This is a genomic window from Streptomyces sp. MS06 (assembly GCF_047200655.1).
Taxonomy (GTDB): Bacteria; Actinomycetota; Actinomycetes; order Streptomycetales; family Streptomycetaceae; genus Streptomyces.
In genome coordinates, this window is record NZ_JBJZOJ010000024.1 from 20,457 (window position 1) to 43,610 (window position 23,154).

The following is a 23,154-nucleotide window of genomic DNA, read 5'->3' on the forward strand; positions in this document are numbered from 1 at the left end:
GCGACCGCTTGAGATCGGTCACGTTTCGCTCCTGGCAACCGGGAGACCAATACGGGCGTCTTTGCCTCCAACCTTTCCTCGGTATGCGTCGAACGTATGGGAGAACCGGGACCCGGCACCGCACCGCGACGACAGCCCACGCCGCGCCGGGCGGCACTACAGTGGGTCGGAACACTCGGCGCAGTCCGATCACCGGACCAGCAACCAGCAGGGAGCGCGTGACGTGCGGCCAGTCGGCAGCAAGTACCTGCTCGAGGAGCCGCTCGGCCGCGGCGCCACGGGCACTGTCTGGCGTGCCCACGTGGGGGCACCCCCCGGCGCGTCGGCGCACCGCGGGAGTGAGACGGCGGGCGCCGAGGGGGGCGTCGCCGGTCAGCCCGGGGAGACCGTGGCGATCAAGGTCCTCAAGGAGGAGCTGGCAGGCGACGCCGATGTCGTGATGCGCTTCCTGCGGGAGCGGTCGGTGCTGCTGAGGCTCACCCACCCGAACATCGTCCGGGTGCGCGACCTGGTCGTCGAGGGCGATCTGCTCGCCCTCGTCATGGACCTGGTCGACGGTCCGGACCTCCACCGCTACCTGCGCGACAGCGGCCCCTTCACGCCCGTCGGCGCCGCGCTGCTGACCGCGCAGATCGCCGACGCGCTCGCCGCCAGCCACGCCGACGGCGTCGTCCACCGCGACCTGAAACCGGCCAACGTGCTGCTGCGCCAGCACGGCGGCGAGATGCACCCGATGCTGACCGACTTCGGCATCGCCCGCCTGGCCGACTCCCCGGGACTGACCCGCACCCACGAGTTCGTCGGCACCCCCGCCTACGTTGCGCCCGAGTCGGCGGAGGGCCGCCCGCAGACCTCCGCCGTCGACGTCTACGGCGCCGGCATCCTGCTGTACGAGCTGGTCACCGGCCGCCCGCCGTTCTCCGGCGGCAGCGCCCTGGAAGTCCTGCACCAGCATCTCAGCGCCGAACCGCGCCGCCCGTCCACGGTCCCGGACCCGCTGTGGACGGTCATCGAGCGCTGCCTGCGCAAGAACCCCGACGAGCGGCCCAGCGCGGAGAACCTCGCCCGCGGCCTGCGCGTCGCCGCCGAGGGCATCGGCGTGCACGCGAGCGCCGCGCAGATCGCCGCCGCGGAGGGTGTCGGCGCCCTGCTCGCCCCCGACCCGGCGCCGACCGCCGTGCCCGGCGCCGCCGACGCGACGCAGGTGCTGCCGCACGGCACCGCGGGCCAGTACGACCCGAACGCCGCGACCAGCGTCCTGCCGCACACCGGAGGCCCGTCCGGTGCGGCCGACCCCACCGCCGTCATGCCGACCGGCGGCGACCCGAACCACCCCGGCCGGTACGGCCAGCAGGGGCAGTACGGGCAGCAGGACCAGTACGGCCGGCAGGACCGGTACGACGGGCAGCCCGAGCAGCCCGAGCAGCCGCATCCCTGGCAGTCCCAACTGCGCGCCGCGCGCGACCGCAACGAGCAGACGCAGGTCCAGTACCTCGACCCCGACCAGGACCCGCTGCGCCGCCGCCCCCAGCGGCAGGCCGCGCCACCCCAGCAGCCGCAGCAGCGCCCCCGTCAGGAGTACGGGTACCCGCAGCGGCAGCACCAGCAGGTGCAGCGCCCCCAGCAGGGGTACGGGTACCCGCAGCAGCCCCCGCCCGAGCAGTACCCGCAGCAGCAGCCCCGCCGGTCCAGACCGCAGCAGCCGCAGCGCTACGCGCCACCGCCCGCCCCGGAGCCGCAGCGGCCCGCGCGGGAGCCGAGGCCGGCGCGGGAGCCGAGGCAGCGCAGCGCCAACCCGATGAAGATCCCGGGCCTCGGCTGCCTGAAGGGCTGCCTCTTCACCCTCGTCATCCTGTTCGTGGCCGGCTGGCTGGTCTGGGAACTCAGCCCCCTCCAGGACTGGATCGGCACCAGCAAGAGCTACTGGCAGCAGCTGAGCGACTGGTTCGACACGGTCTCCGGCTGGATCGGAGACCTGGGCAACGCCACGTCGGGCGGCGGCGGAGGCTGACGCCTGCCTGTGGACATGTCGACAACGGGCGGGTGATTTCCGCCTCCGCGGTCGGACACGGCTCCCGGGGCGCGTAGTTTTGGCGACAACACGCGTCCGTAGGAGCAGCCTTGGCACGGAAGATCGGCAGCCGGTACACCGCCCACCAGGTCCTGGGCCGGGGCAGCGCCGGCACGGTGTGGCTGGGTGAGGGGCCGGAGGGCCCCGTCGCCATCAAGCTGCTGCGCGAGGACCTCGCCTCCGACGAGGAACTCGTGGGCCGCTTCGTGCAGGAGCGCACCGCGCTGCTCGGCCTGGAGCACCCCCATGTGGTCGCCGTGCGCGACCTCGTGGTCGACGGCAACGACCTCGCCCTGGTGATGGACCTGGTCCGCGGCACCGATCTGCGCACCCGGTTGGAGCGGGAGAGGCGGCTGGCCCCCGCGGCGGCCGTGGCGATCGCGGCCGACGTGGCGGAGGGCCTGGCCGCGGCGCACGCCGCCGGGGTCGTGCACCGGGACGTCAAGCCGGAGAACGTACTCCTCGACATGCAGGGGCCGCTGGGCCCGGCCGGCTCGCACCGCGCTCTGCTCACGGACTTCGGTGTCGCCAAGCTGATCGACACCCCCAGACGCTCCCGCGCCACGAAGATCATCGGAACGCCGGACTACCTGGCCCCGGAGATCGTGGAGGGCCTCCCGCCGCGCGCGGCCGTGGACATCTACGCCCTGGCGACCGTCCTGTACGAGCTGCTGGCCGGCTTCACCCCGTTCGGCGGGGGCCACCCCGGCGCGGTGCTGCGGCGCCATGTCACCGAGACGGTCGTCCCGCTGCCCGGCATCCCCGAGGAGCTCTGGCAGCTTCTCGTGCAGTGCCTGGCCAAGGCCCCGGCGTCCCGGCTGCGGGCCTCCGAGCTGGCGGCGCGGCTGCGGGAACAGCTGCCGACGCTGGACGGGATCGGGCCGCTGGACGTGGACGAGCCGGACGCGGAGCAGGAACCGGGGACGGAGGAACCGGCGGACGCCGCCGGGGCGACCGGCCCGGCCCGGTGCTCCTCCGCGGTACCGGCGGAGGCCGGTGGGCCCGCCCGGAGGGGAGCGGTACCGCTCGTGCCGGGCGCGAAACCCGACTCCAACCGGGACACGCACACCTCGATGCGGGTGCCCGCCGCCGACGAGTTGGCCGGCGGGGCCCGGGGTACCGCCCGCGCTCCCCGGGCCGCCGGCGCGCCGCGCCCCGGGTCGGCCCGCCACCGGGCCGCGACCCGCCGCCGGCGGCTGACGCTCGCCGCGGCCGCGACGGTACTGGCCGCGGCGGCCGGTGCCGGGGCGTGGTGGGCCACCTCGGGCGACGACTCCGGTGGCACGCCCCCGGAGCACCGGCAGACGGCGCCCGCCGCGCCCTGAGGGCGCCCGCACCGCTCGGAAGCCGCCCGTCCCACCCCGACCCCGCCCTGACGGCGCCCACGGCGCGCGGAAGAACCCCTCGGCCGTTCACCTTCCGCTACGACCGTTCACCTTCTGCTACGGCGGCCGGTGCGTGCTGAGACGTGCGGCGGTGCGACGACCGGAGGCGGTGGCCCGTGCGGTCGGCGGGGCGATCGGGGTGGTGACCAGGGCGGCCCGCTGAACACCCCGACCGGGGCGACCGGGTGGCCAGGGTGACCGGGGCGACCGGGTGGCCAGGGCGGCGGAGGGCGCGGTGACCGGGGCGGATGTCCGGCTCCGTGCCCCGCTCGGCACCGTCGGACCGGACCCGACGGTGGAGCCGTTACGCTGGAGGCGTGGCAGTCGTCGATGTATCCGAAGAGCTCAAGTCCCTCTCCTCGACCATGGAGTCGATCGAGGCCGTTCTGGACCTCGACAAGATGAGGGCAGACATCGCCGTGCTCGAGGAGCAGGCGGCCGCGCCGTCCCTCTGGGACGACCCGGACGAGGCGCAGAAGATCACCAGCAGGCTCTCCCACCTGCAGGCCGACGTGCGCAAGGCCGACGCCCTGCGCGGCCGGATCGACGATCTCGGCGTGCTCTTCGAGATGGCCGAGGAGGAGGACGACCCGGACACCCGCGCCGAGGCCGAGGCCGAGCTGGCCGAGGTCCGCAAGGCGCTGGACGAGATGGAGGTCCGCACCCTCCTGTCGGGCGAGTACGACGAGCGCGAGGCGCTGGTCACCATCCGCGCGGAGGCCGGCGGCGTCGACGCCTCCGACTTCGCCGAGCGCCTGCAGCGCATGTACCTGCGCTGGGCGGAGCAGCACGGCTACAAGAGCGAGATCTACGAGACCTCGTACGCGGAGGAGGCCGGCGTGAAGTCGACCACCTTCGTCGTGCACGCCCCGTACGCCTACGGCACGCTCTCGGTGGAGCAGGGCACCCACCGCCTGGTGCGCATCTCGCCGTTCGACAACCAGGGCCGCCGCCAGACCTCCTTCGCGGGCGTCGAGGTGCTGCCCGTCGTCGAGCAGACCGACCACATCGACATCCCGGAGAACGACCTCCGCATCGACGTGTACCGGTCCTCCGGTCCGGGCGGCCAGTCCGTCAACACCACCGACTCCGCGGTGCGCATCACGCACATCCCGACCGGTGTCGTGGTCTCCTGCCAGAACGAGAAGTCGCAGATCCAGAACAAGGCCTCCGCCCTTCGCGTCCTCCAGGCCAGGCTGCTGGAGCGGCAGCGCCAGGAGGAGCAGGCCAGGATGGACGCCCTCAAGGACGGCGGCAGTTCCTGGGGCAACCAGATGCGGTCCTACGTCCTGCACCCGTACCAGATGGTCAAGGACCTGCGCACCGAGTACGAGGTCGGCAACCCCGAGGCCGTGTTCAACGGAGAGATCGACGGCTTCCTGGAGGCCGGTATTCGCTGGCGCAAGCAGCAGGAGAAGTAGGCGGTTTGTCGACAAGGCAACTGCCGCCCACCGGGCGGCAGTTGCCTTTTCCCTTCCCCGTTCGCCTGGGGTTTACGTCACACTCACACGCGCCGCCCCCGGCAAAGCCCCCTATCCGGACATTGCGCCCGCAACGGCCTTGACGCTGCTTTGAAAAATGGGAAGGGTGAAGCGCGGCATGCGTGTTTCTGGGGCGCATGTGAACCGGGGGGCTCGTGCGAAGTGCAGCTACCTCCGTCGATCACGGCCCCCGAGCGCCGCCTCATGACGATTTCAGCTACTGGGGGTAGCAACCACATGACTAAGAAGACGCGGATCCGCGTCGCGCGCGTAGCCGCCGGTGCCGTGATCGCGGCCGGCGCGTGCCTGACGGCCGCCGGTGCCGCCTCGGCCAGCGGCGTCAACCTCCCCTTCGCCGGCGACCAGGCGCCCGGTGCGCCCGTCGAGGACCCCGAGCCGACCATCCCGACCGGGGACCCCGACCCGACCATCCCGACCGAGCCGACCGACGACCCGGGCACGCCCACCGACGACCCGGGTACACCGACCGACGATCCGGGCACGCCGACCGACGACCCGGGCACGCCCACCGACGACCCGGGCACGCCCACCGACGACCCGGGCACGCCCACCGAGGAGCCCGGCGGTCAGGGGACCACCGAACCGGACCCGGGCGGGTCGGAGACCACCCAGCCCGGCGGGTCGACCGGCAACGGAAACGGCAACGGTGGGGGCAACGGCAACACCAACCCGGACGGCGGCTCCGGGAGTTCCACGCAGGAGCAGGGCACCTCGGCCCTGACCAGCACCGGTTCCGGCAGCACCGGTTCCGGTTCCCACACCGCCGTCCAGGGCAGCGGGGAGCAGCTCGCCGAGACCGGTGCCGCGCAGACCACCTTCCTGGTGATCGGCGCCGCCACCATGATCGCCGGCGGTGTGGGCTTCCGCGTGCTGCCGCGCCTGATGGGCGGCCGCGGCGGCGCCACCGCCTGAGAGCGACCGTCCGCAGCCGAACGGTCACCGCTCGGCTGCGGACGGTGAAGGGGCCCGGAGCGCGCCACGCACTCCGGGCCCCTTCCCGTCTCTTCGTCGCCCCGCCGCTCGAGCGGCGCCGGTGTGTGTCCTCGCGGGGCGAGCGCAAGCCCGTGCCGCGCCCTGGCGCGCCCGCGGAGCCCTAGATGGTCTGGTGCGCGAGCAGCGCCACCGCGGCCACCAGTATCGCGAGCAGCACGATCAGGGCCGTCGGGTTCAGTCCGGAGAGGAAGTTCTGCTGCTGCAACCGCTCGCGGTTCGCACGGCACACGGGACAGCGACCCTCGTTCACGGGCGCCGCACAGTTCGCGCACACCAGCCGGTCGTACGTCATGCGCTCGCCCTCCTTGCACCGGTCCTGTCCTTCACAACGCTCACCCGGATGCGAACGTTCCCTTCCACTGTGCCAGGTTCCGGCGCCGCGTGCGCGGGGCTCCGCAACCACGCCGCCGCCCCGCCCCGTGCCCCGGAGTCCCGGCGCCGATCGGCACAAAAGCACACAAGCGCCGCGCAACCCCGTCCGGTGCCTGCGCTCCCCTACCCGGTTCGCGTATGGTCACGCTCATCTACCCCCGGCGACCCGTGGTGCATCCGTGATCCGATTCGACAACGTCTCCAAGGTCTACCCCAAGCAGGCCCACCCCGCACTCAGGGACGTGTCCCTGGAAGTGGAGAAGGGCGAGTTCGTGTTCCTCGTCGGGTCCTCCGGCTCCGGTAAGTCGACCTTCCTGCGGCTGGTCCTCCGCGAGGAGCGGGCCAGCCACGGGCAGGTGCACATCCTCGGCAAGGACCTCGCCCGCCTCTCCAACTGGAAGGTGCCGCAGATGCGCCGCCAGCTGGGGACGGTGTTCCAGGACTTCCGCCTGCTGCCGAACAAGACGGTCGGCGAGAACGTCGCCTTCGCGCAGGAGGTCATCGGCAAGTCCCGGGGCGAGATCCGCAAGTCCGTGCCGCAGGTGCTGGACCTGGTCGGTCTGTCCGGCAAGGAGGACCGGATGCCCGGCGAGCTGTCCGGTGGCGAGCAGCAGCGCGTCGCCGTCGCACGCGCCTTCGTCAACCGGCCCAAGCTGCTGATCTGCGACGAGCCGACCGGAAACCTCGACCCGCAGACGTCCGTCGGCATCATGAAGCTGCTCGACCGGATCAACCGGACCGGTACCACCGTCGTCATGGCGACGCACGACCAGAACATCGTGGACCAGATGCGCAAGCGCGTCATCGAGCTGGAGAAGGGCCGCCTCGTCCGCGACCAGGCGCGCGGCGTCTACGGCTACCAGCACTGACGACCGGTCTGCTGCACGGAAAGGCTTAACCAGACGCCATGCGCGCCCAGTTCGTTCTGTCGGAGATCGGTGTCGGTCTCCGCCGCAACCTGACGATGACCTTCGCGGTGATCGTCTCCGTGGCCCTGTCCCTGGCCCTGTTCGGCGGTTCGCTCCTGATGAGCGACCAGGTCAACACCATGAAGGGCTACTGGTACGACAAGGTCAACGTCTCGGTCTTCCTCTGCAACAAGAGCGACGCCGAGTCCGACCCCAACTGCGCCAAGGGCGCGGTCACCGAGGACCAGAAGAAGCAGATCAAGGCCGACCTGGACAAGATGTCCGTGGTCGAGAAGATCACGTACGAGTCGCAGGACGAGGCGTACAAGCACTACAAGGAGCAGTTCGGCGACTCCCCGCTGGCGGCCTCCCTCACGCCCGACCAGATGCAGGAGTCGTACCGCATCAAGCTGAAGGACCCGCAGAAGTACAAGGTCATCGCGACGGCGTTCGACGGACGCGACGGGGTGCAGTCGGTCCAGGACCAGAAGGGCATCCTGGACAACCTCTTCGGACTGCTCAACGGCATGAACTGGGCCGCCCGGGCGGTGATGGCACTGATGCTGGCCGTCGCGGTGATGCTGATCATCAACACGGTGCGGGTGTCCGCGTTCAGCCGCAGGCGGGAAACCGGGATCATGCGGCTGGTCGGTGCCTCCGGCTTCTACATCCAGGCCCCGTTCATCGCGGAGGCCGCGGTGGCCGGGCTCATCGGCGGTACCGTCGCCTGCGGATTCCTGGTGGTCGGCCGGTATTTCCTCATCGATCACGGGCTGGCCCTGTCGCACAAGCTGAACCTGATCAACTTCATCGGCTGGGACGCCGTGCTGGCGAAACTGCCGCTCATCCTCGCGACGAGCCTGCTGATGCCCGCGCTGGCGGCTTTCTTCGCTCTGCGCAAGTACCTGAAGGTGTGACACATACCAACAGGGCCGTAACGGCAATGGGCCGTGCGGCCCTGTAGTGCTGTCCTAGACTCACCGCCATGTCAGGTCGTGCCCTGTTCTGCCAGCCTCGCCGAGTCGGCCGCGGGGCCGCCCTGACGTTGCTGTTCGCCGGCGCGCTCGTCGCGGGTGCCGCGACCGGGTCGCTGCCCGGCGTCGACCGGAAGACCTCCTCCGACACGCCCCGCTCGGCGGCCGTCGCCCACCACGAGGACGTCGCCGAGGCCGCCGCGGAGGCCATGGCGGAGGGCAAGTCCCCGATGGAGGCCGCGGAGCGCGCGGTCAGCCGCAGCGGAGACCGCTGGGGCGCCGTCTACTCCCCGGACGAGTACGAGGAGTTCGAGCAGAGCCTCGACGGCAGCTACACCGGCGTCGGCCTGTGGACGCGGCGCGAGCGCAGCGGCCGGATAGAGGTCACCAAGGTCGCCTCCGGATCGCCCGCGGCCGCCGCCGGCATCCGGTCCGGGGACCGGCTGCGCAGCGTCGACGGGCAGCGGGTCGACGGGCGCCCGGTGACCGAGGTCGTCTCGCTGCTGCGCGGCGACGCGACCGAGGCCGCCGCCGGCACGTCCGTCACCGTCGGTCTGGAGCGCGGCGCCCGCGCCTGGCGCCTCACCCTGCACCGCGCGCGGCTGTCCACCCAGTCGGTGGCGGTGCGCACGCTGCCCGGGCACGTGACCGTCGTGCGGGTCTCCGCGTTCAGCAAGGGCGTCGGCGACGCCGTGCGCACCGCGGTGCGGGACGCCCCGGCCGGCGGGGGGATCGTGCTCGACCTGCGCGGAAACTCCGGCGGACTGGTCACCGAGGCGGTCGAGACCGCCTCCGCGTTCCTGGACGGCGGCCTCGTCGCCACGTACGACGTGAACGGCGAGCAGCGCGCCCTGCACGCCGATCCGGGCGGCGACACCTCCAGGCCCCTGGTGGTGCTCGTCGACGGCGGCACGATGAGCGCGGCAGAGCTGCTCACCGGTGCCCTGCAGGACCGCGGGCGGGCGATGGTGCTGGGGTCCCGCACCTTCGGCAAGGGGTCGGTGCAGATGCCGAGCCGGCTGCCCGGCGGCTCCGTCGCCGAGCTGACCGTCGGGCACTACCGGACCCCCTCCGGCCGCGCCGTCGACGGCCGGGGCATCACCCCGGACGTGGAGGTGGACGGCGAGGGGCAGGCGCTGGAGCGCGCCGAGACCGTCCTGAGCGGCCTGGGCCGGTAGACCCCGAGCGGGCCTCCGGGGCCGCGGAGGCCTTCAGCGCTCGCACCGCACGCCGGGCCCCGTCGCGCCGCGTCGGCAATCGACTTTCCCCGTAGCCCCTCCCTGGTGCGAAAATGGGCGGCACTATGGCTAAGGAAAAAGGGCGCAAACTGATCGCGCAGAACAAGAAGGCGCGGCACGACTACCTCATCCTCGACACCTACGAGGCCGGGCTCGTCCTGACCGGGACCGAGGTGAAGTCGCTGCGCCAGGGGCGGGCCTCACTGGCGGACGGCTTCGTCCAGCTCGACGGGCACGAGGCATGGCTCTACAACGTGCACGTGCCGGAGTACAGCCAGGGCACCTGGACCAACCACTCGGCCCGCCGCAAGCGGAAGCTGCTGCTGCACCGCGTGGAGATCGAGAAGCTGGAGGCCAAGTCCCAGGAGACCGGGCACACGATCGTGCCGCTGGCCCTGTACTTCAAGGACGGCCGAGCCAAGGTCGAGATCGCGCTGGCGAAGGGCAAGAAGGAGTACGACAAGCGGCAGACGCTGCGGGAGAAGCAGGACCGGCGGGAGGCCGACCGGGCGATCTCGGCGGCCCGGCGCCGCCAGCGGGCCTGAGCCCCGAGCCCGGTCCGCGCGGGCAGCGGGCCGGACGCTCCCGGGGCGGGAGCCGGCAGGCCGAGGCCCGGTAGGGCACGAGCCGGCGCGAGTCGGCAGGTCGGCGGGGGGATGCCGGTGCGCTGCGGGGCCCGCTGCCGGACCGTGCCGCGCCGCCCGGGAATACGCTGGCACGGACGAGCGTCGTTCACGTACGATGGCAACTGCACCGCACAGCCGGTGCGCACCTTGAGAAATCAACATGGGGATGATCGGTTTCGACAGCGGCTGTCGAAGCAGGGGAAGCGTGTCGAGGAAGCGGCCATGATCTCGTAAACCACAGGCCGAAAAAAATAATCGCCAACACCAAGCGCGATTCCTCCCAGCAGGCCTTCGCCCTCGCTGCCTGACAGGCAGCAAGAGCGAGCCTCCTACTAAAGGGAGTGTCAGCCCGGGGGTGTTCCCGACCCGGATCCTGGCATCAGCTAGGGAACTCCACCTCTAGGCCCGGTCACGGGGTGTAGAGGGAAACCACACAGTGACTGAGCCCGTCGGAGACTTGTCCGCGTGATCTCCGGGGCTGAGAAAATCGCAGCGGACTGCACACGGAGAAGCCCTGGTTCCGCACCGTTGGACGCGGGTTCGATTCCCGCCATCTCCACCCATGCGACGAAGGCGACGTGGACCGCGAGAGCGCGGACCGCGTCGCCTTCGTCGTGCCCGGCCCGGCCCGGCCCGGCCGGCCCCCCCTCGGGCTCCCCGGGCTCACCCAGGCTCACTCCCTTCCCGGGCGCCACCCCGGGGAGCGGGCGGCCGCCGTGCCGACCCGGCGCAACGCGTGAGTCGGGAGCAGCACGACGCGCCGGGGCTACCCGGCCGTGCCGAGCGCGATCAGCAGGGCGACCGCCGCCGCCGTGACCGGCACCCCGTACCCGGCGGTCGGCGACAGGTGCTCCACCACCCAGCCGCCGCTCGCGCTGCCGGCCGCGATACCGCCGAGCAGTCCGGTCACCGCGAGGGTCATGCCCTCGTTCAGCCGACCCTCCGGGGTGCGTTCCTGCACCAGCGTCATCGTGGTGATCATCGTCGGTGCGGTGGCGGTCCCCGCGATCAGCAGCGCGCCCGCCAGCAGCAGCAGCGACCCGGTCAGGGCCGCGGCCAGCAGCGGCAGCGTCAGCAGCGCCGCCATCGCGGCCAGGCACCAGGGCTGCCGCCAGGCCGCCGGGCCGGAGAACCGCAGCGCGCCGTAGACCAGGCCCGCCGCTCCGGAGCCGGCCGCCTGGAACGCCAGCACCACCCCCGCCGCGGTGCGGTGCCCGTGGCCGTCCGCGAAGGCGATCGTGACCACCTCCGTGGCGCCGAAGACGGCACCGGTGGCCAGGCAGACCGCCAGCAGGGCCGGCATCCCCGCGGCCCGCCACGGTGCCCTGTGGCCGGTCCGGCCGGACGGCGGCGGTTCGGTCGCCCGCTGGGCGGCGAACAGCAGCACCCCGCCCACCTGCAGCACCACACCGGTCAGCGTGCCGGCCTCCGGGAAGAACGTGCCGCACAGGACGGCGGCCAGCACCGGCCCGAGCACGAAGCACAGCTCGTCCGCGGCCTGTTCGAAGGAGTTGGCGGTGTGCAGTGCCTCGGGCTCCCCGGCGAGCAGATGCGCCCAGCGGGCCCGGGACATGCCGCCGGTGTTGGGGGTGGTCGCGGTCGCCGCGTACGCCGCGAACAGGGTCCAGTCGGGTGCGCCGGAGCGCACGCACAGCACCAGGGCCAGGCTGCCCAGCGCGGCGAACAGCGTGGCGGGCACCGCGACGCGAGCCTGCCCGTACCGGTCGACCATCCGGGCGACGCGCGGGGCGACCGCCGCGGTCGCGGCGAGCCCGGTCGCGGTGACGGCGCCGGCGAGCGCGTACGAACCCCGCGAGCCGGCGATCATCACGACCGCGCTCACGCTGAACATGCCCATCGGCAGGCGGGCGATGAGGTTGCCGAGGGTGAAGGCGCGGGTGCCGGGGCGGGCGAAGAGGCGGCGGTAGGGGCCCGGCGGGCGGCGTGCGCGCGGGCCGAAGTCGGCGAGGACCAGGGTGTCGGCGGTGAGGGTGGGCAGCGGGGCGGCAGATCGGGTCCGGTGCGGCATGCGCTCACCGTCGCCCGGCCCGGACCGGATGGTCCAACACCTTTCCGGTGCCGATTCACACAGCCGCGTTGTAGATTCACCGGATGCCCGCCGGTCCCGCCTCCCGACCCAGCCTCGTCCCCCACCTCGATCCGCGTCTGCTGCGCGCCTTCCTCGCGGTCGCCGAGGAACTGCACTTCACCCGCGCCGCGGCCCGCCTCTACGTCGCCCAGCAGGCACTGAGCCGGGACGTGCGGCGGCTGGAAAGCGCGCTGGGCGCCGACCTGTTCGTACGCTCGACCCGGCAGGTCGCGCTGACCGCCGACGGGGCGCGGCTGCTGCCGCTGGCGCGCCGGGCGCTCCAGGCGCAGGACGATCTGCTGGCCGCGTTCGGGCAGGCCCGCCCGCTGCTGGTGGACCTGAACTCCCCGGGTCTGACGACTCCGCGCCGGGTGCTGCACCGGGCCCGCGAACTCGCCCCCGAGCACGAGCTGATGGCCCGGTACGAGAGCGGTCTGACCGGTGCCGCCGTGGAGATGACCGCCGGCCGGCTCGACGCCTCCTTCGGCCGTTTCGCCGGGCTGGACCCGGCGCTGCGGGCGCTGCTCGACCACCAGCCCGTGCGCCACGAGCCGATGGCGCTGGTGCTGCCCGACGACCACCGGCTGGCCGGCCGGGAGACGGTACCGATGGCCGAGCTGGCGGGGGAGACGGTCTACGCCGGCGCCGGCAACGAGCGCACCCTGGAGTGGACCGACCTCGCCCACCACCTGTTCGAGGGACACGGCATCCGGATGGCGCCACCGGTTCCGCTGGCCGTCGGGGAGGAGGAGTTCCAGCGGGTCATGGCCAGAACGGGCAACCCGGTCCTCGCGGTGGTGGACTTTCCGGCCATGCCGCACACTGTGGTGCGGCCCCTGGTGGACCCGGTCCCCCTGTCCCCGGTGTCCCTGGTGTGGCGAAAGGGTCTGGTGCATCCCGCTTTCGACGCGCTCCGGCGGGCTGCCGCCGAGTTGTCGGCCGAGGAGGGATGGCTCCGCAAGGCGGCCGGCGGGTGGTTTTTGGACACCGAGTAGGACACAAAATGGCTCCACAACCGGCCCGTCGTGAACGAGGACGCTCCGGGTGCGCTACATTCTTGGCCTGAGCACAGTGTGGTAAAGGGGGCGTTCGGACCGGCTGGGGGCCTGGAGCCGTCGACGTGCGGTCGGGGTCGTAGGCGCTTCCAGAACACTCCCGTGGGGGGAAGTACGCGCGTGAACAACTGGCGGGAAGACGCCCAACCGGAATGGCCCGAGGCGGCGTCGGCGACCCGAAACACCCCGGCAGCCGGTGGAGACACCCGGCCGTTTGGGGAAAACGGACCTGGCGCGCGGCACGAGCGGCCGGAGGACGGCCGCGCCGATGCCGGGGACTTCCCGGGCACCGGTGCCCGGCGCCCCGGAACCCCCGAGCACGAAGACCCGGCCCACGAAGACCCGGCCCACGAAGACCCCGACACCGACGCGGCGGAGTTCCTCTCCCGTGCGGCCCGGGCACGGCTGCGCGCGGCCGGCGACGACGTGCCCGCCGAGCCGCCGCACACCCCTGCCGGGGAGGACACGGCACGACCCGCTCCCTCCTGGACCGCCCGCGCACCGTTCGACCCCTCGGACGCCGACCCGACCGACGTCCTGCCCCGCTCGGGCGGCGCCGACGCCGGGTCGCCGCGCTCCGCGTTCGGCACCCCCGCGAAGGACGACGGCGCCGCAGGGGCGCCGCCCGCCACCCGCCCGACCCGCGCCTTCCCGCAACCCGCGGACGCATCCTCCGCGCTGCGCGACCCCTGGGCCGAGTCCGGCGGCGCCGAGCACACCCACGACCCGCACGAGGTGACCGTCCAGCTCGACGCGGTGCAGCTCGGTCCGGGCGGTCTGCGGTCCGCGGCGGGCGCTCCGGCCGGCGGGCACGACGCCGCCGACGGGCCGGTCTTCGTGGACGAGTCGGGGCGACGCAGCAAGCGGTTCCGCCGTCTCGGCATGGTCATCGGCCTGGCCTGCGCGGTCTACGCCGTGGTCATCGTCGTCACGGTGCTGTCCGGCAACTCCAGCGCGCCGTGGGTACCGGTCCCGGACCAGCCGGAGCAGCAGCCGGCCGGGCAGGTCGACCCCTCCCCGGTGCCGGAGCAGTCCACCGGGCCGTCCGGCTCGCCGAGCGCCTCGCCGAGCGCCACCCCGTCGTCCGGCGGCGCCGCGGCGCCGTCCCCCACCACCGCTCCGTCCGGCACGGCACCCGCCGCGTCCACGCAGCCGGGCACCTCCGCCGACCCCAGCCCGACGGCGACCGGCGCGTCGCCCGGCACGGGCGGTTCCGGCACCGGTGCCAGCACGGCCCCCGCCTCGCCGACGACCGCGCCGTCCGCCTCGACGCCGGCCGACCCCGGTCCGTCGCCGAGCACGTCCACCGGGCCCACCGCCGACCCGAGCGCCAGTTCGGGCACCAGCGGGGGAACCGCCGGCGGCAGCGGCACCGTCTCGGGTACCGACACCCAGGCCGAGGGTCCCAGCGACCCCGCCCCGATCGCGGAGGGTCCCGCCGTGGAGGCGGGCGCCACCGCCGACTCCCCGTCCGTCCCCGTTGTTTCGCACTCCCCGGAGTACGTCCTCTGATGGCACCACGTCCCCGCCGACCCGTCGCGAAGGTCGGCGTCGGCGCCTCCCGGCGCCGCCTGCCCATGCGCCTGCTGCTGCCGCTCCTCCTGCTTCTCGCACTGGTCGCGATGCTGATGCTGCGCGGCTACGTGCACAGCGAGATCCTCGCCGACCACCGCATCCGCCCCGAGGCGGCCACCGACAAGGTGCCCGACAAGATCCTCGACGGCGGCCCGGTCATCGACACCCGCAACGGCCGCACCACCAGCCTGTCGGTGCCCAAGCACCGGCTCGTCCTCACCTTCGACGACGGCCCGGACCCGACCTGGACCCCCAAGGTCCTGGACGTGCTGAAGAAGTACCACGCGCACGCCGTCTGGTTCGTCACCGGCACCATGACCTCCCGCTACCCGGACCTGGTCAAACGGATGGTGGACGAGGGCCACGAGGTCGGCCTGCACACCTTCGACCACCCCGACCTGTCCTACCAGTCGAAGAGCCGCATCAACTGGGAGCTGTCCCAGAACCAGTTGGCGATCACCGGCGCGGCCGGCATCCGCACCTCCCTGTTCCGCCCGCCCTACTCCTCCTTCCCCGACGCCATGGACGACGAGTCCTGGCCGGTCACCGAGTACATCGGCAGCCTCGGCTACATCACGGTGGTCAACAACACCGACAGTGAGGACTGGCAGAAGCCCGGCGTCGACGAGATCATCCGACGGGCCACCCCGCACCACGGCGACGGCGCCATCGTGCTGATGCACGACTCCGGCGGCGACCGCCACCAGACGGTGCAGGCGCTGGACAAGTTCATCCCGATGCTGCAGAAGCGGGGCTACACCTTCGACAACCTCACCGAGGCCCTCGACTCGCCCAGCGCGAACACCAAGGTCACCGGGGTCGACCTGTGGAAGGGCAAGGCCTGGATCTTCCTGGTCCAGGCGGCGGAGAACATCACCGGCGTGCTCGTCGTCGGACTCGCCGTCATCGGCGCGCTGGTCATCGGCCGGTTCGTGCTGATGCTGCTGCTGTCCGGCTTCCACGCCCGCCGGGTGCGCCGCCGGGACTTCAGCTGGGGGCCACCGGTCACCGAACCGGTGTCGGTGCTCGTCCCGGCGTACAACGAGGCCAAGTGCATCGAGAACACGGTGCGTTCCCTCGCGGCCAGTGACCACCCGATCGAGGTGCTGGTCATCGACGACGGCTCCAGCGACGGCACCGCCCGCATCGTCGAGGCGATGGACCTGCCCAACGTCCGGGTCGTCCGCCAGCTCAACGCGGGCAAGCCCGCCGCGCTCAACCGCGGTCTGGCCAACGCCAGCCACGACCTCATCGTGATGATGGACGGCGACACCGTCTTCGAGCCGTCCACGGTCCGCGAACTCGTCCAGCCCTTCGGCGACCCGAGGGTCGGCGCGGTCGCGGGCAACGCGAAGGTCGGCAACCGGGACTCGATGATCGGCGCCTGGCAGCACATCGAGTACGTGATGGGCTTCAACCTGGACCGGCGCATGTACGACGTGCTGCGCTGCATGCCGACCATCCCCGGCGCGGTCGGCGCCTTCCGGCGCACCGCCCTGGAGCGCGTCGGCGGGATGAGCGAGGACACGCTCGCCGAGGACACCGACATCACCATGGCGCTGCACCGCGACGGCTGGCGGGTCGTCTACGCGGAGAACGCCCGCGCCTGGACCGAGGCCCCGGAAACGGTCCAGCAGCTGTGGTCCCAGCGCTACCGCTGGTCCTACGGCACCATGCAGGCGATCTGGAAGCACCGCGGGGCGCTGGTGGAACGCGGCACCTCGGGCCGGTTCGGCCGGGTCGGCCTGCCGCTGGTGTCCCTTTTCATGGTGGTCGCCCCGCTGCTCGCGCCGCTGATCGACATCTTCCTGCTGTACGGCGTGGTCTTCGGGCCGACCGAGAAGACGATCGTCGCCTGGCTGGGCGTGCTGGCGATCCAGGCGGTCTGCGCGGCCTACGCCTTCCGCCTGGACCGCGAACGCATGACGCACCTGATCTCGCTTCCGCTCCAGCAGGTCCTCTACCGGCAGATCATGTACGTCGTGCTGCTCCAGTCCTGGATCACGGCGCTCACCGGCGGCCGGCTGCGCTGGCAGAAGCTGCGCCGCACCGGCGTCGTGGAGGCGCCCGGCGGACCGGTGCCGAGCCAGCGCACCGGTGGCGGCAGTGAGCGGAGGCCCGTGGGATGACCGAGCAGCACCCCACCGGTACGGGCGCGGCACCGGAGCCGACGCCGCCGTACGGATTCCCGCATCAGCGGACGACGGGCTTCCCGCCGCCCGCCGCGCACGGCGCCCCCGCGCACGGCGCCCCCACCGGCCCCGCCGCGCAGACGGCGGCCACCGCGACGACCGGGACCGCCGAGCCGCCGGAACCGGCCGCGCCGGCCGCGCCGGCCAAACCCGGCCGGGACCGCTATCTGGACCTCCTGCGCTCCCTGGCGCTGGTCCGCGTGGTGATGTACCACCTGTTCGGGTGGGCCTGGCTGACCGTGCTGTTCCCTTCGATGGGCGTGATGTTCGCGCTGGCGGGCTCGCTGATGGCGCGTTCGCTGCAGCGGCCCGCGCTCAGCGTGATCCGGAGCCGGGTCCGCCGCCTGCTGCCGCCGCTGTGGGCGTTCGCCGCGGTGATCGTGTCGCTGATGTTCCTCAGCGGCTGGAACCCGGCGAAGGACCCGGACCAGGGCGGCACCCTGGGGATCGTCGAACTGCTCAACTACATCGTTCCGATCGGCGCCCCGCCGTACCCCGAGACGCTCGGTTCCCCGGGCGGCCTGCTGGACCACACCTGGACCGACTCGGCGGCGGGGGTGCTCTGGTACCTGCGCGCCTACCTGTGGTTCGTGTTCGCCTCCCCGCTGCTGCTGCGTGCCTTCCGCCGGATGCCGTGGGTGACGCTTGCCGCTCCGCTGCTGCTGACGGCCGTGGTGGGTACGGGCCTGGTGAAGATCCCCGGCGAGACCGGCAACGCGGTCACCGACTTCGCCGTCTACTGCGGCTGCTGGGTGCTGGGCTTCGCCCACCACGACGGCATGCTCAAGCGGATCCCCCGCTACGTCGCCGTCTCCTGCGCGACGCTGGTGATGGCCTTCGGACTGTGGTGGGCCTCCGGTCATCTGGGTCCCTCGGGCTGGGACCTGAACGACATCCCGCTCTCCCAGGCGACCTGGTCCTTCGGGTGCGTCGTGATCCTGCTGCTGTACTCGCCCTCCTGGCAGCGGCTCCCCGGCCGCCTGGCCCGCTGGGACAAGCTGGTCACCCTCTCCAACAACCGGGCCGTCACGATCTACCTGTGGCACAACTTCATGATCGTCCTCACCGTACCGATCATCGACAAGGCGTACGGTCTGCCGTTCATGAACGACCGGATGTCGGCCGCGCTCGACGCGACGGACTCGCTGTGGATGTTCTCCCTCACCTGGCCGCTGGTCGGCGTGGCGATCCTCTGCTTCGGCTGGATCGAGGACATCGCCGCCAAGCGCAGACCGCGGTTGTGGCCGAACGGTGCGAAGAAGCGGGGGCGCGGGCAGGGCGCCGCGCACACCGGAGCGCACGGGAGGCGCTGAGCCGGGCCGCAGCGGGGAAGGCGGGGCTCTCGGCGCCGTCGGCGCACTGAGCGGTCGGGGGCGGTGCGGAACGCCCGAGTCCGCTGTGAGCAGGGCGAATTGACGGGTGGTCCCCGGGTGGCATGGGGGAGACTGGTCGGGCGCGTGATGCGCCGACCAGCCCTCCGGCCCCCGGGACCGACAAGGAGAACCCACCCAGATGACGCACCCTCCCGCGCAGCCCCCGCAGGACGGACCGGACTCCGGCACCGGATACGGTGCCCCTCAGCAGCCTCAGCAGCCTCAGCAGCCCCAGCAGCCCCAGCAGCCCCAGCAGCCCCAGCAGCCCCAGCAGCCCCAGCAGGGTGCGGGTGCAGCCCCGGGACCGTACGGGCCGCCGCCGCAGGCGCCGGGCGCGGGACAGCAGCCGAACCCGTACGCGACACCGCCCGGCCCGCCCCAGGCACCCATACCCGGGCCGGCTCAGCCCGGCGGTCCCGGACCGTACGGCGCTCAGCCGGCCGCCGGGGCACCTCAGCCCCCGTACGGAGCGCAGCCGGCCTACGGAGCGCAGCCCCCGTACGCTTCCCAGCCGGCCTACGGCACCCACCCCGCGTACGGACAGCAGCCGTTCGGCGGCGGGGCTCCGTACCCGCCGCCCCCCGGTGAGGGACCGCCCCGCACCCGCCGACTGGCGCTGATCATCGGTGGTGCCGTCGCGGCCGTCGTACTGGTCGCGGGCGGCGTGTACCTGGCGACGAGCGGCGGCGGCACGACACCGCAGGCCGGCACCCAGACGTCCACCGGTCCGAGCACCTTCCGGAGCCCGACCGGCGGATCAACCGGTGAAGCGGCCCCGGACCCCGTCGACGAGCCGACCGGGGAGCCGACCGGCGAGCAGACCGGGGACCCGTCCTACGACGATTCCGGCGACGCCCCGGCCGACGACTCCGGCCCGGCTCCCGCGACCGGGTTCAAGGGCCAGTGGCAGGACGGTGACGGTAGGACGCTCACCATCGGGGACAAGTTCACCTCCGGCGAATACAAGGGCAAGTACAACGTCAACTACATCGCGTCCGGAGTCGGCATCATGCTCGGCCTCGGCGAGGACCGCGGCGGCGGCAGCTTCCGCATCGTGCTCAAGCCGGTCGGCAGCGACAAGGAGAGCGACTACCGGGCGGCGACCCTGACCCGGTCCGGCGACGCGGTGAAGGTCGCCTGGGACAAGGGCGGCACGGACACGCTCGACTGGGTCGGCTGACCGGGGCCCGCACGACCTCTCATCCCGCTTCCGCCCGGGGTGAGAGCATCGTTCCCTTCCGGTCACCCGGTGCCACAGCCCGGAAACGCGGCCTTTCTACCTTCGGTTCTCAGCCAGTCGTCAGACGACGTACCGCCCGAGCCCGGAGCACCGTGGAGGCGCGATGACAGCCCCGAGCACCACCAGAGCACCCCACAAGGGGTCCCGCTGGATCGATGAGTGGGACCCCGAGGACGCGACCTTCTGGGAGACGGAGGGGAAGCGGATCGCCCGCCGGAACCTGGCCTTCTCCGTGATCTCCGAGCACATCGGGTTCTCCGTCTGGAGCATGTTCTCGGTGATGGCCCTGTTCATGGGCCCCGAGTACGGGATCGACCCGGCCGGGAAGTTCCTGCTGGTCGCCACCGCCTCACTGGTCGGTGCGGCACTGCGGGTGCCGTACGGCTTCGCCGTGGCCCGCTTCGGCGGCCGGAACTGGACCATCTTCAGCGCGGGGCTCCTGCTGGTTCCGACGACCGCGCTGCTGGTGGTGATGGAGCCGGGCACGTCCTACGGCACCTTCCTGGCGGTGGCGGTCTTCACCGGAGTGGGCGGCGCGAACTTCGCCTCCTCCATGACCAACATCAACAACTTCTACCCGATGCGGCTGAAGGGCTGGGCCCTCGGCGTGAACGCGGGCGGCGGCAACATCGGCGTCGCCGTCGTCAAACTCGTCGCGCTGCTGGTCATCGCCGTCGCCGGAGCCACCGAGCCGCGGGTGCTGCTGGCCGTCTACCTGCCGCTGATCGTGGTCGCCACGGTGCTCAGCATGAAGTACATGGACAACCTGGGCCCCGTGCGCAACGACACCGGGGCGGCCAAGGACGCGCTGCGCGAACGCCACACCTGGATCATGTCCGTGCTGTACATCGGCACCTTCGGATCCTTCATCGGCTACAGCTTCGCCTTCGGGCTGGTGCTGCAGAACCAGTTCGGCCGCACCCCGCTGGAGGCCGCCGCGGTCACCTGGATCGGTCCGGCGCTCGGCTCCCTCATCCGGCCCGTCGGCGGCCGGCTCGCCGACCGGATGGGCGGCGCGCGGGTCACGCTGTGGAACTTCGCGCTGATGATCGTCGCCGCGGCGGTGGTCGTCCTCGCCTCCGTGCAGCACTCGCTGGCGCTGTTCACGATCGGCTTCATCGCCCTGTTCGTGCTCACCGGCATCGGCAACGGCTCCACGTTCAAGATGATCCCCGGCATCTACGCGGCGAAGGCCGCCGCCAAGGGCATCACCGGCGAGGCCGCCCACGTCTTCGCGCGCCGCATGTCCGGCGCGTCGATGGCCCTGATCGGCTCGGTCGGAGCCTTCGGAGGCGTCGCGATCAACCTGTCGCTGCGCCAGTCGTTCCTGTCCTCCGGCAACGGCACCGGCGCCTTCGTCGGCTTCCTCGCCTACTACGGCCTGTGCTTCGTGGTCACCTGGGCCGTATACCTTCGAGGGGTGCCCTCCCGGGTGCAGGCGACGGCGGCTGCAGAGGCGAAGCCGCAGCTCAGCTATGCCGAGGTGTGACGTAACACCGGCGACATGAGGCCGAACCGAGCCTGTCACGAGCCGTTGACAGGCTCGTTCGGCATGAGGGCAGGCCGACCAGGCGGGTGAGGCGACGATGCGGGTAGCGCCCCACCCCTTGCAGGGACGACGACTCGAGTGCGGGACGAGAGCCATGGACGAGGAACTGCAGCGACCGGACCACGGGCCCCTCGCGGGGTTCACCGTCGGGGTGACCGCCGCGCGCCGGGCCGAGGAGCTGGGGGCGCTGCTCCAGCGGCGCGGGGCGGCGGTGCTGCACGCGCCCGCCCTGCGCATCGTGCCCCTGTCCGACGACGGCGAACTGCTGACGGCCACCAAGGAACTGATCGACCACGCTCCCGACGTCGTGGTGGCCACCACCGCCATCGGCTTCCGCGGCTGGGTGGAGGCCGCCGAGGGCTGGGGCCTGGGCGAGGACCTGCTGGCCCGGCTGCGCGGGGTGGAACTGCTGGCCCGCGGACCCAAGGTGAAGGGCGCCATCCGGGCGGCCGGCCTGACCGAGGAGTGGTCGCCGTCGAGCGAGTCCATGGCCGAGGTCCTCGACCGGCTGCTGGAGGAGGGCGTCGACGGCCGCCGGGTCGCCGTCCAACTGCACGGCGAGCCGCTGCCCGGCTTCGTGGAGGCGCTGCGGGCCGGGGGAGCGGAGGTCGTCGGCGTGCCGGTGTACCGGTGGATGCCGCCGGAGGACCTGACGCCCGTCGACCGGCTCCTGGACGCCGCGGTCTCCCGCGGCCTGGACGCGGTCACCTTCACCAGCGCCCCCGCCGCCGCCTCACTGCTGTCCCGGGCCGAGGAGCGCGGACTGCTCCCGGAACTGCTCGCCGCCTTCCACCACGACGTGCTTCCGGCCTGCGTCGGACCGGTCACCGCGCTGCCGTTGCAGGCGCGGGGCGTGGACACCGTGCAGCCCGAGCGGTTCCGGCTCGGCCCGCTGGTGCAGTTGCTGTGCCAGGAACTGCCGGGACGGTCCCGCAACCTGCCCATCGCCGGGCACCGCCTGGAGATCCGCGGCCACGCCGTGCTGCTGGACGGCGAGCTGAAGCCGGTCCCGCCGGCCGGCATGTCGCTGCTGCGTGCGCTGTCCCGGCGGCCGGGCTGGGTCGTCGCGCGCGCCGACCTGCTGCGTGCGCTGCCCGGCACGGGGCGCGACGAGCACGCCGTCGAGACGGCCATGGCCCGGCTGCGTACCGCGCTGGGCGCGCCGAAGCTGATCCAGACGGTGGTCAAGCGCGGCTACCGGCTCGCGCTGGACCCGGCCGCGGACGCCAAGTACGCGGACGCCTGAGGGCGGTGCAGGGGAGCGGTGCGCTGCGGGAGCGCCGGTCACGCGGCGACCGGCCGTGACGTCCCGTTCCGCCGCCCGCCCACCTCGAACCACAGCAGCTTCCCGACACCGCGGTCCAGCAGGCCGTCCAGCGGGCCGTCCCGCAGCGGCCAGGCGCCCCAGCAGTCGGCGTACTCCTGCACGAGCCGCAGCCCGCGCCCGCCCTCGGCGTCCGCCGGGACGAGCGGCACGCGGTCCCTCGGCGGCCGGCCGAACGGGGCCGGGACCCGCGGGTGGCTGTCCCAGACCCCGACCCGCAGCCGACCGTCCGCGAGCGCGGTCAGGCGCAGCGACGCGGGACCGCGGGTGTGCAGGTAGGCGTTGGTGACCAGCTCGGACGCCAACAGCTCCACGGCGTCGAGGATGTCGGGTCTGCCGTGACTGGTCAGCGCAGTCCGGACGGTCATGCGTGCGACGCGCGCCGCGCGGGGGTCGTGCGGCAGGCGAAGCGCGTACACCCAGGTGTCGGGCAGGGATACGGTGCTCAAGGAGACCTCCGGTGACCACAGGGGAGGGGCAGGGGATGAGGTTCCGCTCAAACGACCGCGCCGTGCGGTGGCAGTGCCTGGATCGGTGCGCTTCCGGCTTGTGGGCGCGGGGAGTTGGGCGGTTCGACACAGACAACGTAGCGAGAAAATTGGTAGGTATTCCATGAGATCCTCGAATAGCTACCAATACTCACTCTTGTGAGTGATGCCGTCTGCCCGCATCGAGGAGAGAAGCACTT

At 72.5% G+C, this 23,154-nt stretch carries 18 protein-coding genes and 1 other RNA gene; 16 read left to right on the forward strand and 3 right to left on the reverse strand.

Annotation, left to right across the window (positions count from 1 at the left end; genetic code table 11):
- Positions 1-223 precede the first annotated feature (223 nt).
- The 4 genes from ACL02U_RS15225 (at position 224) to ACL02U_RS15240 (ending at position 5,870) form a co-directional block, all read left to right on the forward strand.
- Positions 224-2,011: a serine/threonine-protein kinase gene (locus ACL02U_RS15225; RefSeq protein WP_412791348.1), complete on the forward strand. Its 1,788-nt coding sequence runs from the start codon at positions 224-226 to the stop codon at positions 2,009-2,011.
- Between the two features lie 110 nt (positions 2,012-2,121).
- Entirely contained in the window at positions 2,122-3,396 is a 1,275-nt protein-coding gene (locus ACL02U_RS15230; protein WP_412791349.1) for a serine/threonine-protein kinase, read from the forward strand.
- 377 nt (positions 3,397-3,773) lie between these two features.
- A complete protein-coding gene (gene prfB / locus ACL02U_RS15235) occupies positions 3,774-4,877 on the forward strand; it encodes a peptide chain release factor 2 (protein WP_412791350.1) in 1,104 nt (367 codons plus the stop codon).
- Between the two features lie 297 nt (positions 4,878-5,174).
- Entirely contained in the window at positions 5,175-5,870 is a 696-nt protein-coding gene (locus ACL02U_RS15240) for a hypothetical protein (RefSeq protein ID WP_412791351.1), read from the forward strand.
- Positions 5,871-6,051: 181 nt separating this feature from the next.
- On the opposite strand, the gene ACL02U_RS15245 is transcribed toward ACL02U_RS15240, so the two are convergent.
- Positions 6,052-6,243, reverse strand: coding sequence for a hypothetical protein (locus ACL02U_RS15245; protein WP_412791352.1), 192 nt, complete (start codon positions 6,241-6,243; stop codon positions 6,052-6,054).
- Between the two features lie 259 nt (positions 6,244-6,502).
- On the opposite strand from ACL02U_RS15245, the gene ftsE reads away from it, so the two are divergent.
- The 5 genes from ftsE (at position 6,503) to ssrA (ending at position 10,631) form a co-directional block, all read left to right on the forward strand.
- Positions 6,503-7,192 (forward strand): cell division ATP-binding protein FtsE, encoded by a 690-nt coding sequence (gene ftsE, locus ACL02U_RS15250; RefSeq protein WP_412791353.1) that lies wholly within the window; start codon positions 6,503-6,505, stop codon positions 7,190-7,192.
- Positions 7,193-7,230: 38 nt separating this feature from the next.
- On the forward strand, positions 7,231-8,148 hold the full coding sequence (gene ftsX, locus ACL02U_RS15255; protein WP_412791354.1) for a permease-like cell division protein FtsX: 918 nt from the start codon (positions 7,231-7,233) through the stop codon (positions 8,146-8,148).
- A 68-nt stretch (positions 8,149-8,216) separates the two neighbouring features.
- Entirely contained in the window at positions 8,217-9,383 is a 1,167-nt protein-coding gene (locus tag ACL02U_RS15260; protein ID WP_412791355.1) for a S41 family peptidase, read from the forward strand.
- A gap of 125 nt (positions 9,384-9,508) precedes the next feature.
- Positions 9,509-9,988 carry an SsrA-binding protein SmpB gene (gene smpB / locus ACL02U_RS15265; RefSeq protein ID WP_412791356.1) on the forward strand — a complete coding sequence of 160 codons (480 nt, stop codon included), beginning with the start codon at positions 9,509-9,511 and terminating at the stop codon, positions 9,986-9,988.
- A gap of 243 nt (positions 9,989-10,231) precedes the next feature.
- Positions 10,232-10,631: a transfer-messenger RNA gene (gene ssrA / locus ACL02U_RS15270) on the forward strand.
- A 204-nt stretch (positions 10,632-10,835) separates the two neighbouring features.
- Here ssrA and ACL02U_RS15275 read toward each other — a convergent pair.
- On the reverse strand, positions 10,836-12,098 hold the full coding sequence (locus ACL02U_RS15275; RefSeq protein WP_412791357.1) for an MFS transporter: 1,263 nt from the start codon (positions 12,096-12,098) through the stop codon (positions 10,836-10,838).
- A gap of 83 nt (positions 12,099-12,181) precedes the next feature.
- Here ACL02U_RS15275 and ACL02U_RS15280 point away from each other — a divergent pair, with 83 nt between their 5' ends.
- From ACL02U_RS15280 to ACL02U_RS15310, 7 genes are all read left to right on the forward strand, one after another.
- Complete coding sequence (locus ACL02U_RS15280) at positions 12,182-13,153, forward strand: LysR family transcriptional regulator (RefSeq protein WP_412791358.1); 972 nt, start codon at positions 12,182-12,184, stop codon at positions 13,151-13,153.
- A 180-nt stretch (positions 13,154-13,333) separates the two neighbouring features.
- Positions 13,334-14,725, forward strand: coding sequence for a hypothetical protein (locus ACL02U_RS15285; RefSeq protein WP_412791359.1), 1,392 nt, complete (start codon positions 13,334-13,336; stop codon positions 14,723-14,725).
- Positions 14,725-16,917: a glycosyltransferase gene (locus tag ACL02U_RS15290; protein ID WP_412791360.1), complete on the forward strand. Its 2,193-nt coding sequence runs from the start codon at positions 14,725-14,727 to the stop codon at positions 16,915-16,917. Before ACL02U_RS15285 ends, ACL02U_RS15290 begins: the two co-directional genes overlap by 1 nt.
- Positions 16,914-18,293 (forward strand): acyltransferase family protein, encoded by a 1,380-nt coding sequence (locus ACL02U_RS15295; protein WP_412791361.1) that lies wholly within the window; start codon positions 16,914-16,916, stop codon positions 18,291-18,293. The genes ACL02U_RS15290 and ACL02U_RS15295 overlap by 4 nt, the downstream gene beginning before the upstream one ends.
- Before the next feature lie 199 nt (positions 18,294-18,492).
- Positions 18,493-19,533, forward strand: coding sequence for a hypothetical protein (locus tag ACL02U_RS15300; RefSeq protein ID WP_412791362.1), 1,041 nt, complete (start codon positions 18,493-18,495; stop codon positions 19,531-19,533).
- Positions 19,534-19,696: 163 nt separating this feature from the next.
- A complete protein-coding gene (locus ACL02U_RS15305; protein WP_412791363.1) occupies positions 19,697-21,082 on the forward strand; it encodes a nitrate/nitrite transporter in 1,386 nt (461 codons plus the stop codon).
- A 154-nt stretch (positions 21,083-21,236) separates the two neighbouring features.
- Complete coding sequence (locus ACL02U_RS15310) at positions 21,237-22,388, forward strand: uroporphyrinogen-III synthase (protein WP_412791364.1); 1,152 nt, start codon at positions 21,237-21,239, stop codon at positions 22,386-22,388.
- A 38-nt stretch (positions 22,389-22,426) separates the two neighbouring features.
- On the opposite strand, the gene ACL02U_RS15315 is transcribed toward ACL02U_RS15310, so the two are convergent.
- Positions 22,427-22,915, reverse strand: a complete 489-nt coding sequence (locus ACL02U_RS15315) for an ATP-binding protein (RefSeq protein ID WP_412791365.1) — start codon at positions 22,913-22,915, stop codon at positions 22,427-22,429.
- Between the last annotated feature and the right edge of the window lie 239 nt (positions 22,916-23,154).

What these genes read in the sequence shown, in the direction of transcription:
- ACL02U_RS15240 (WP_412791351.1), top strand. Translation starts at nt 5,175, where the DNA reads ATGACTAAGAAGACGCGGATCCGCGTCGCGCGCGTAGCCGCCGGTGCC.
- ACL02U_RS15275 (WP_412791357.1), bottom strand. Translation starts at nt 12,098, where the DNA reads ATGCCGCACCGGACCCGATCTGCCGCCCCGCTGCCCACCCTCACCGCC.
- ACL02U_RS15295 (WP_412791361.1), top strand. Translation starts at nt 16,914, where the DNA reads ATGACCGAGCAGCACCCCACCGGTACGGGCGCGGCACCGGAGCCGACG.
- ACL02U_RS15290 (WP_412791360.1), top strand. Translation starts at nt 14,725, where the DNA reads ATGGCACCACGTCCCCGCCGACCCGTCGCGAAGGTCGGCGTCGGCGCC.
- ftsX (WP_412791354.1), top strand. Translation starts at nt 7,231, where the DNA reads ATGCGCGCCCAGTTCGTTCTGTCGGAGATCGGTGTCGGTCTCCGCCGC.
- ACL02U_RS15310 (WP_412791364.1), top strand. Translation starts at nt 21,237, where the DNA reads ATGGACGAGGAACTGCAGCGACCGGACCACGGGCCCCTCGCGGGGTTC.
- ACL02U_RS15300 (WP_412791362.1), top strand. Translation starts at nt 18,493, where the DNA reads ATGACGCACCCTCCCGCGCAGCCCCCGCAGGACGGACCGGACTCCGGC.
- ACL02U_RS15280 (WP_412791358.1), top strand. Translation starts at nt 12,182, where the DNA reads ATGCCCGCCGGTCCCGCCTCCCGACCCAGCCTCGTCCCCCACCTCGAT.
- ACL02U_RS15260 (WP_412791355.1), top strand. Translation starts at nt 8,217, where the DNA reads ATGTCAGGTCGTGCCCTGTTCTGCCAGCCTCGCCGAGTCGGCCGCGGG.
- smpB (WP_412791356.1), top strand. Translation starts at nt 9,509, where the DNA reads ATGGCTAAGGAAAAAGGGCGCAAACTGATCGCGCAGAACAAGAAGGCG.
- ACL02U_RS15305 (WP_412791363.1), top strand. Translation starts at nt 19,697, where the DNA reads ATGACAGCCCCGAGCACCACCAGAGCACCCCACAAGGGGTCCCGCTGG.
- ACL02U_RS15245 (WP_412791352.1), bottom strand. Translation starts at nt 6,243, where the DNA reads ATGACGTACGACCGGCTGGTGTGCGCGAACTGTGCGGCGCCCGTGAAC.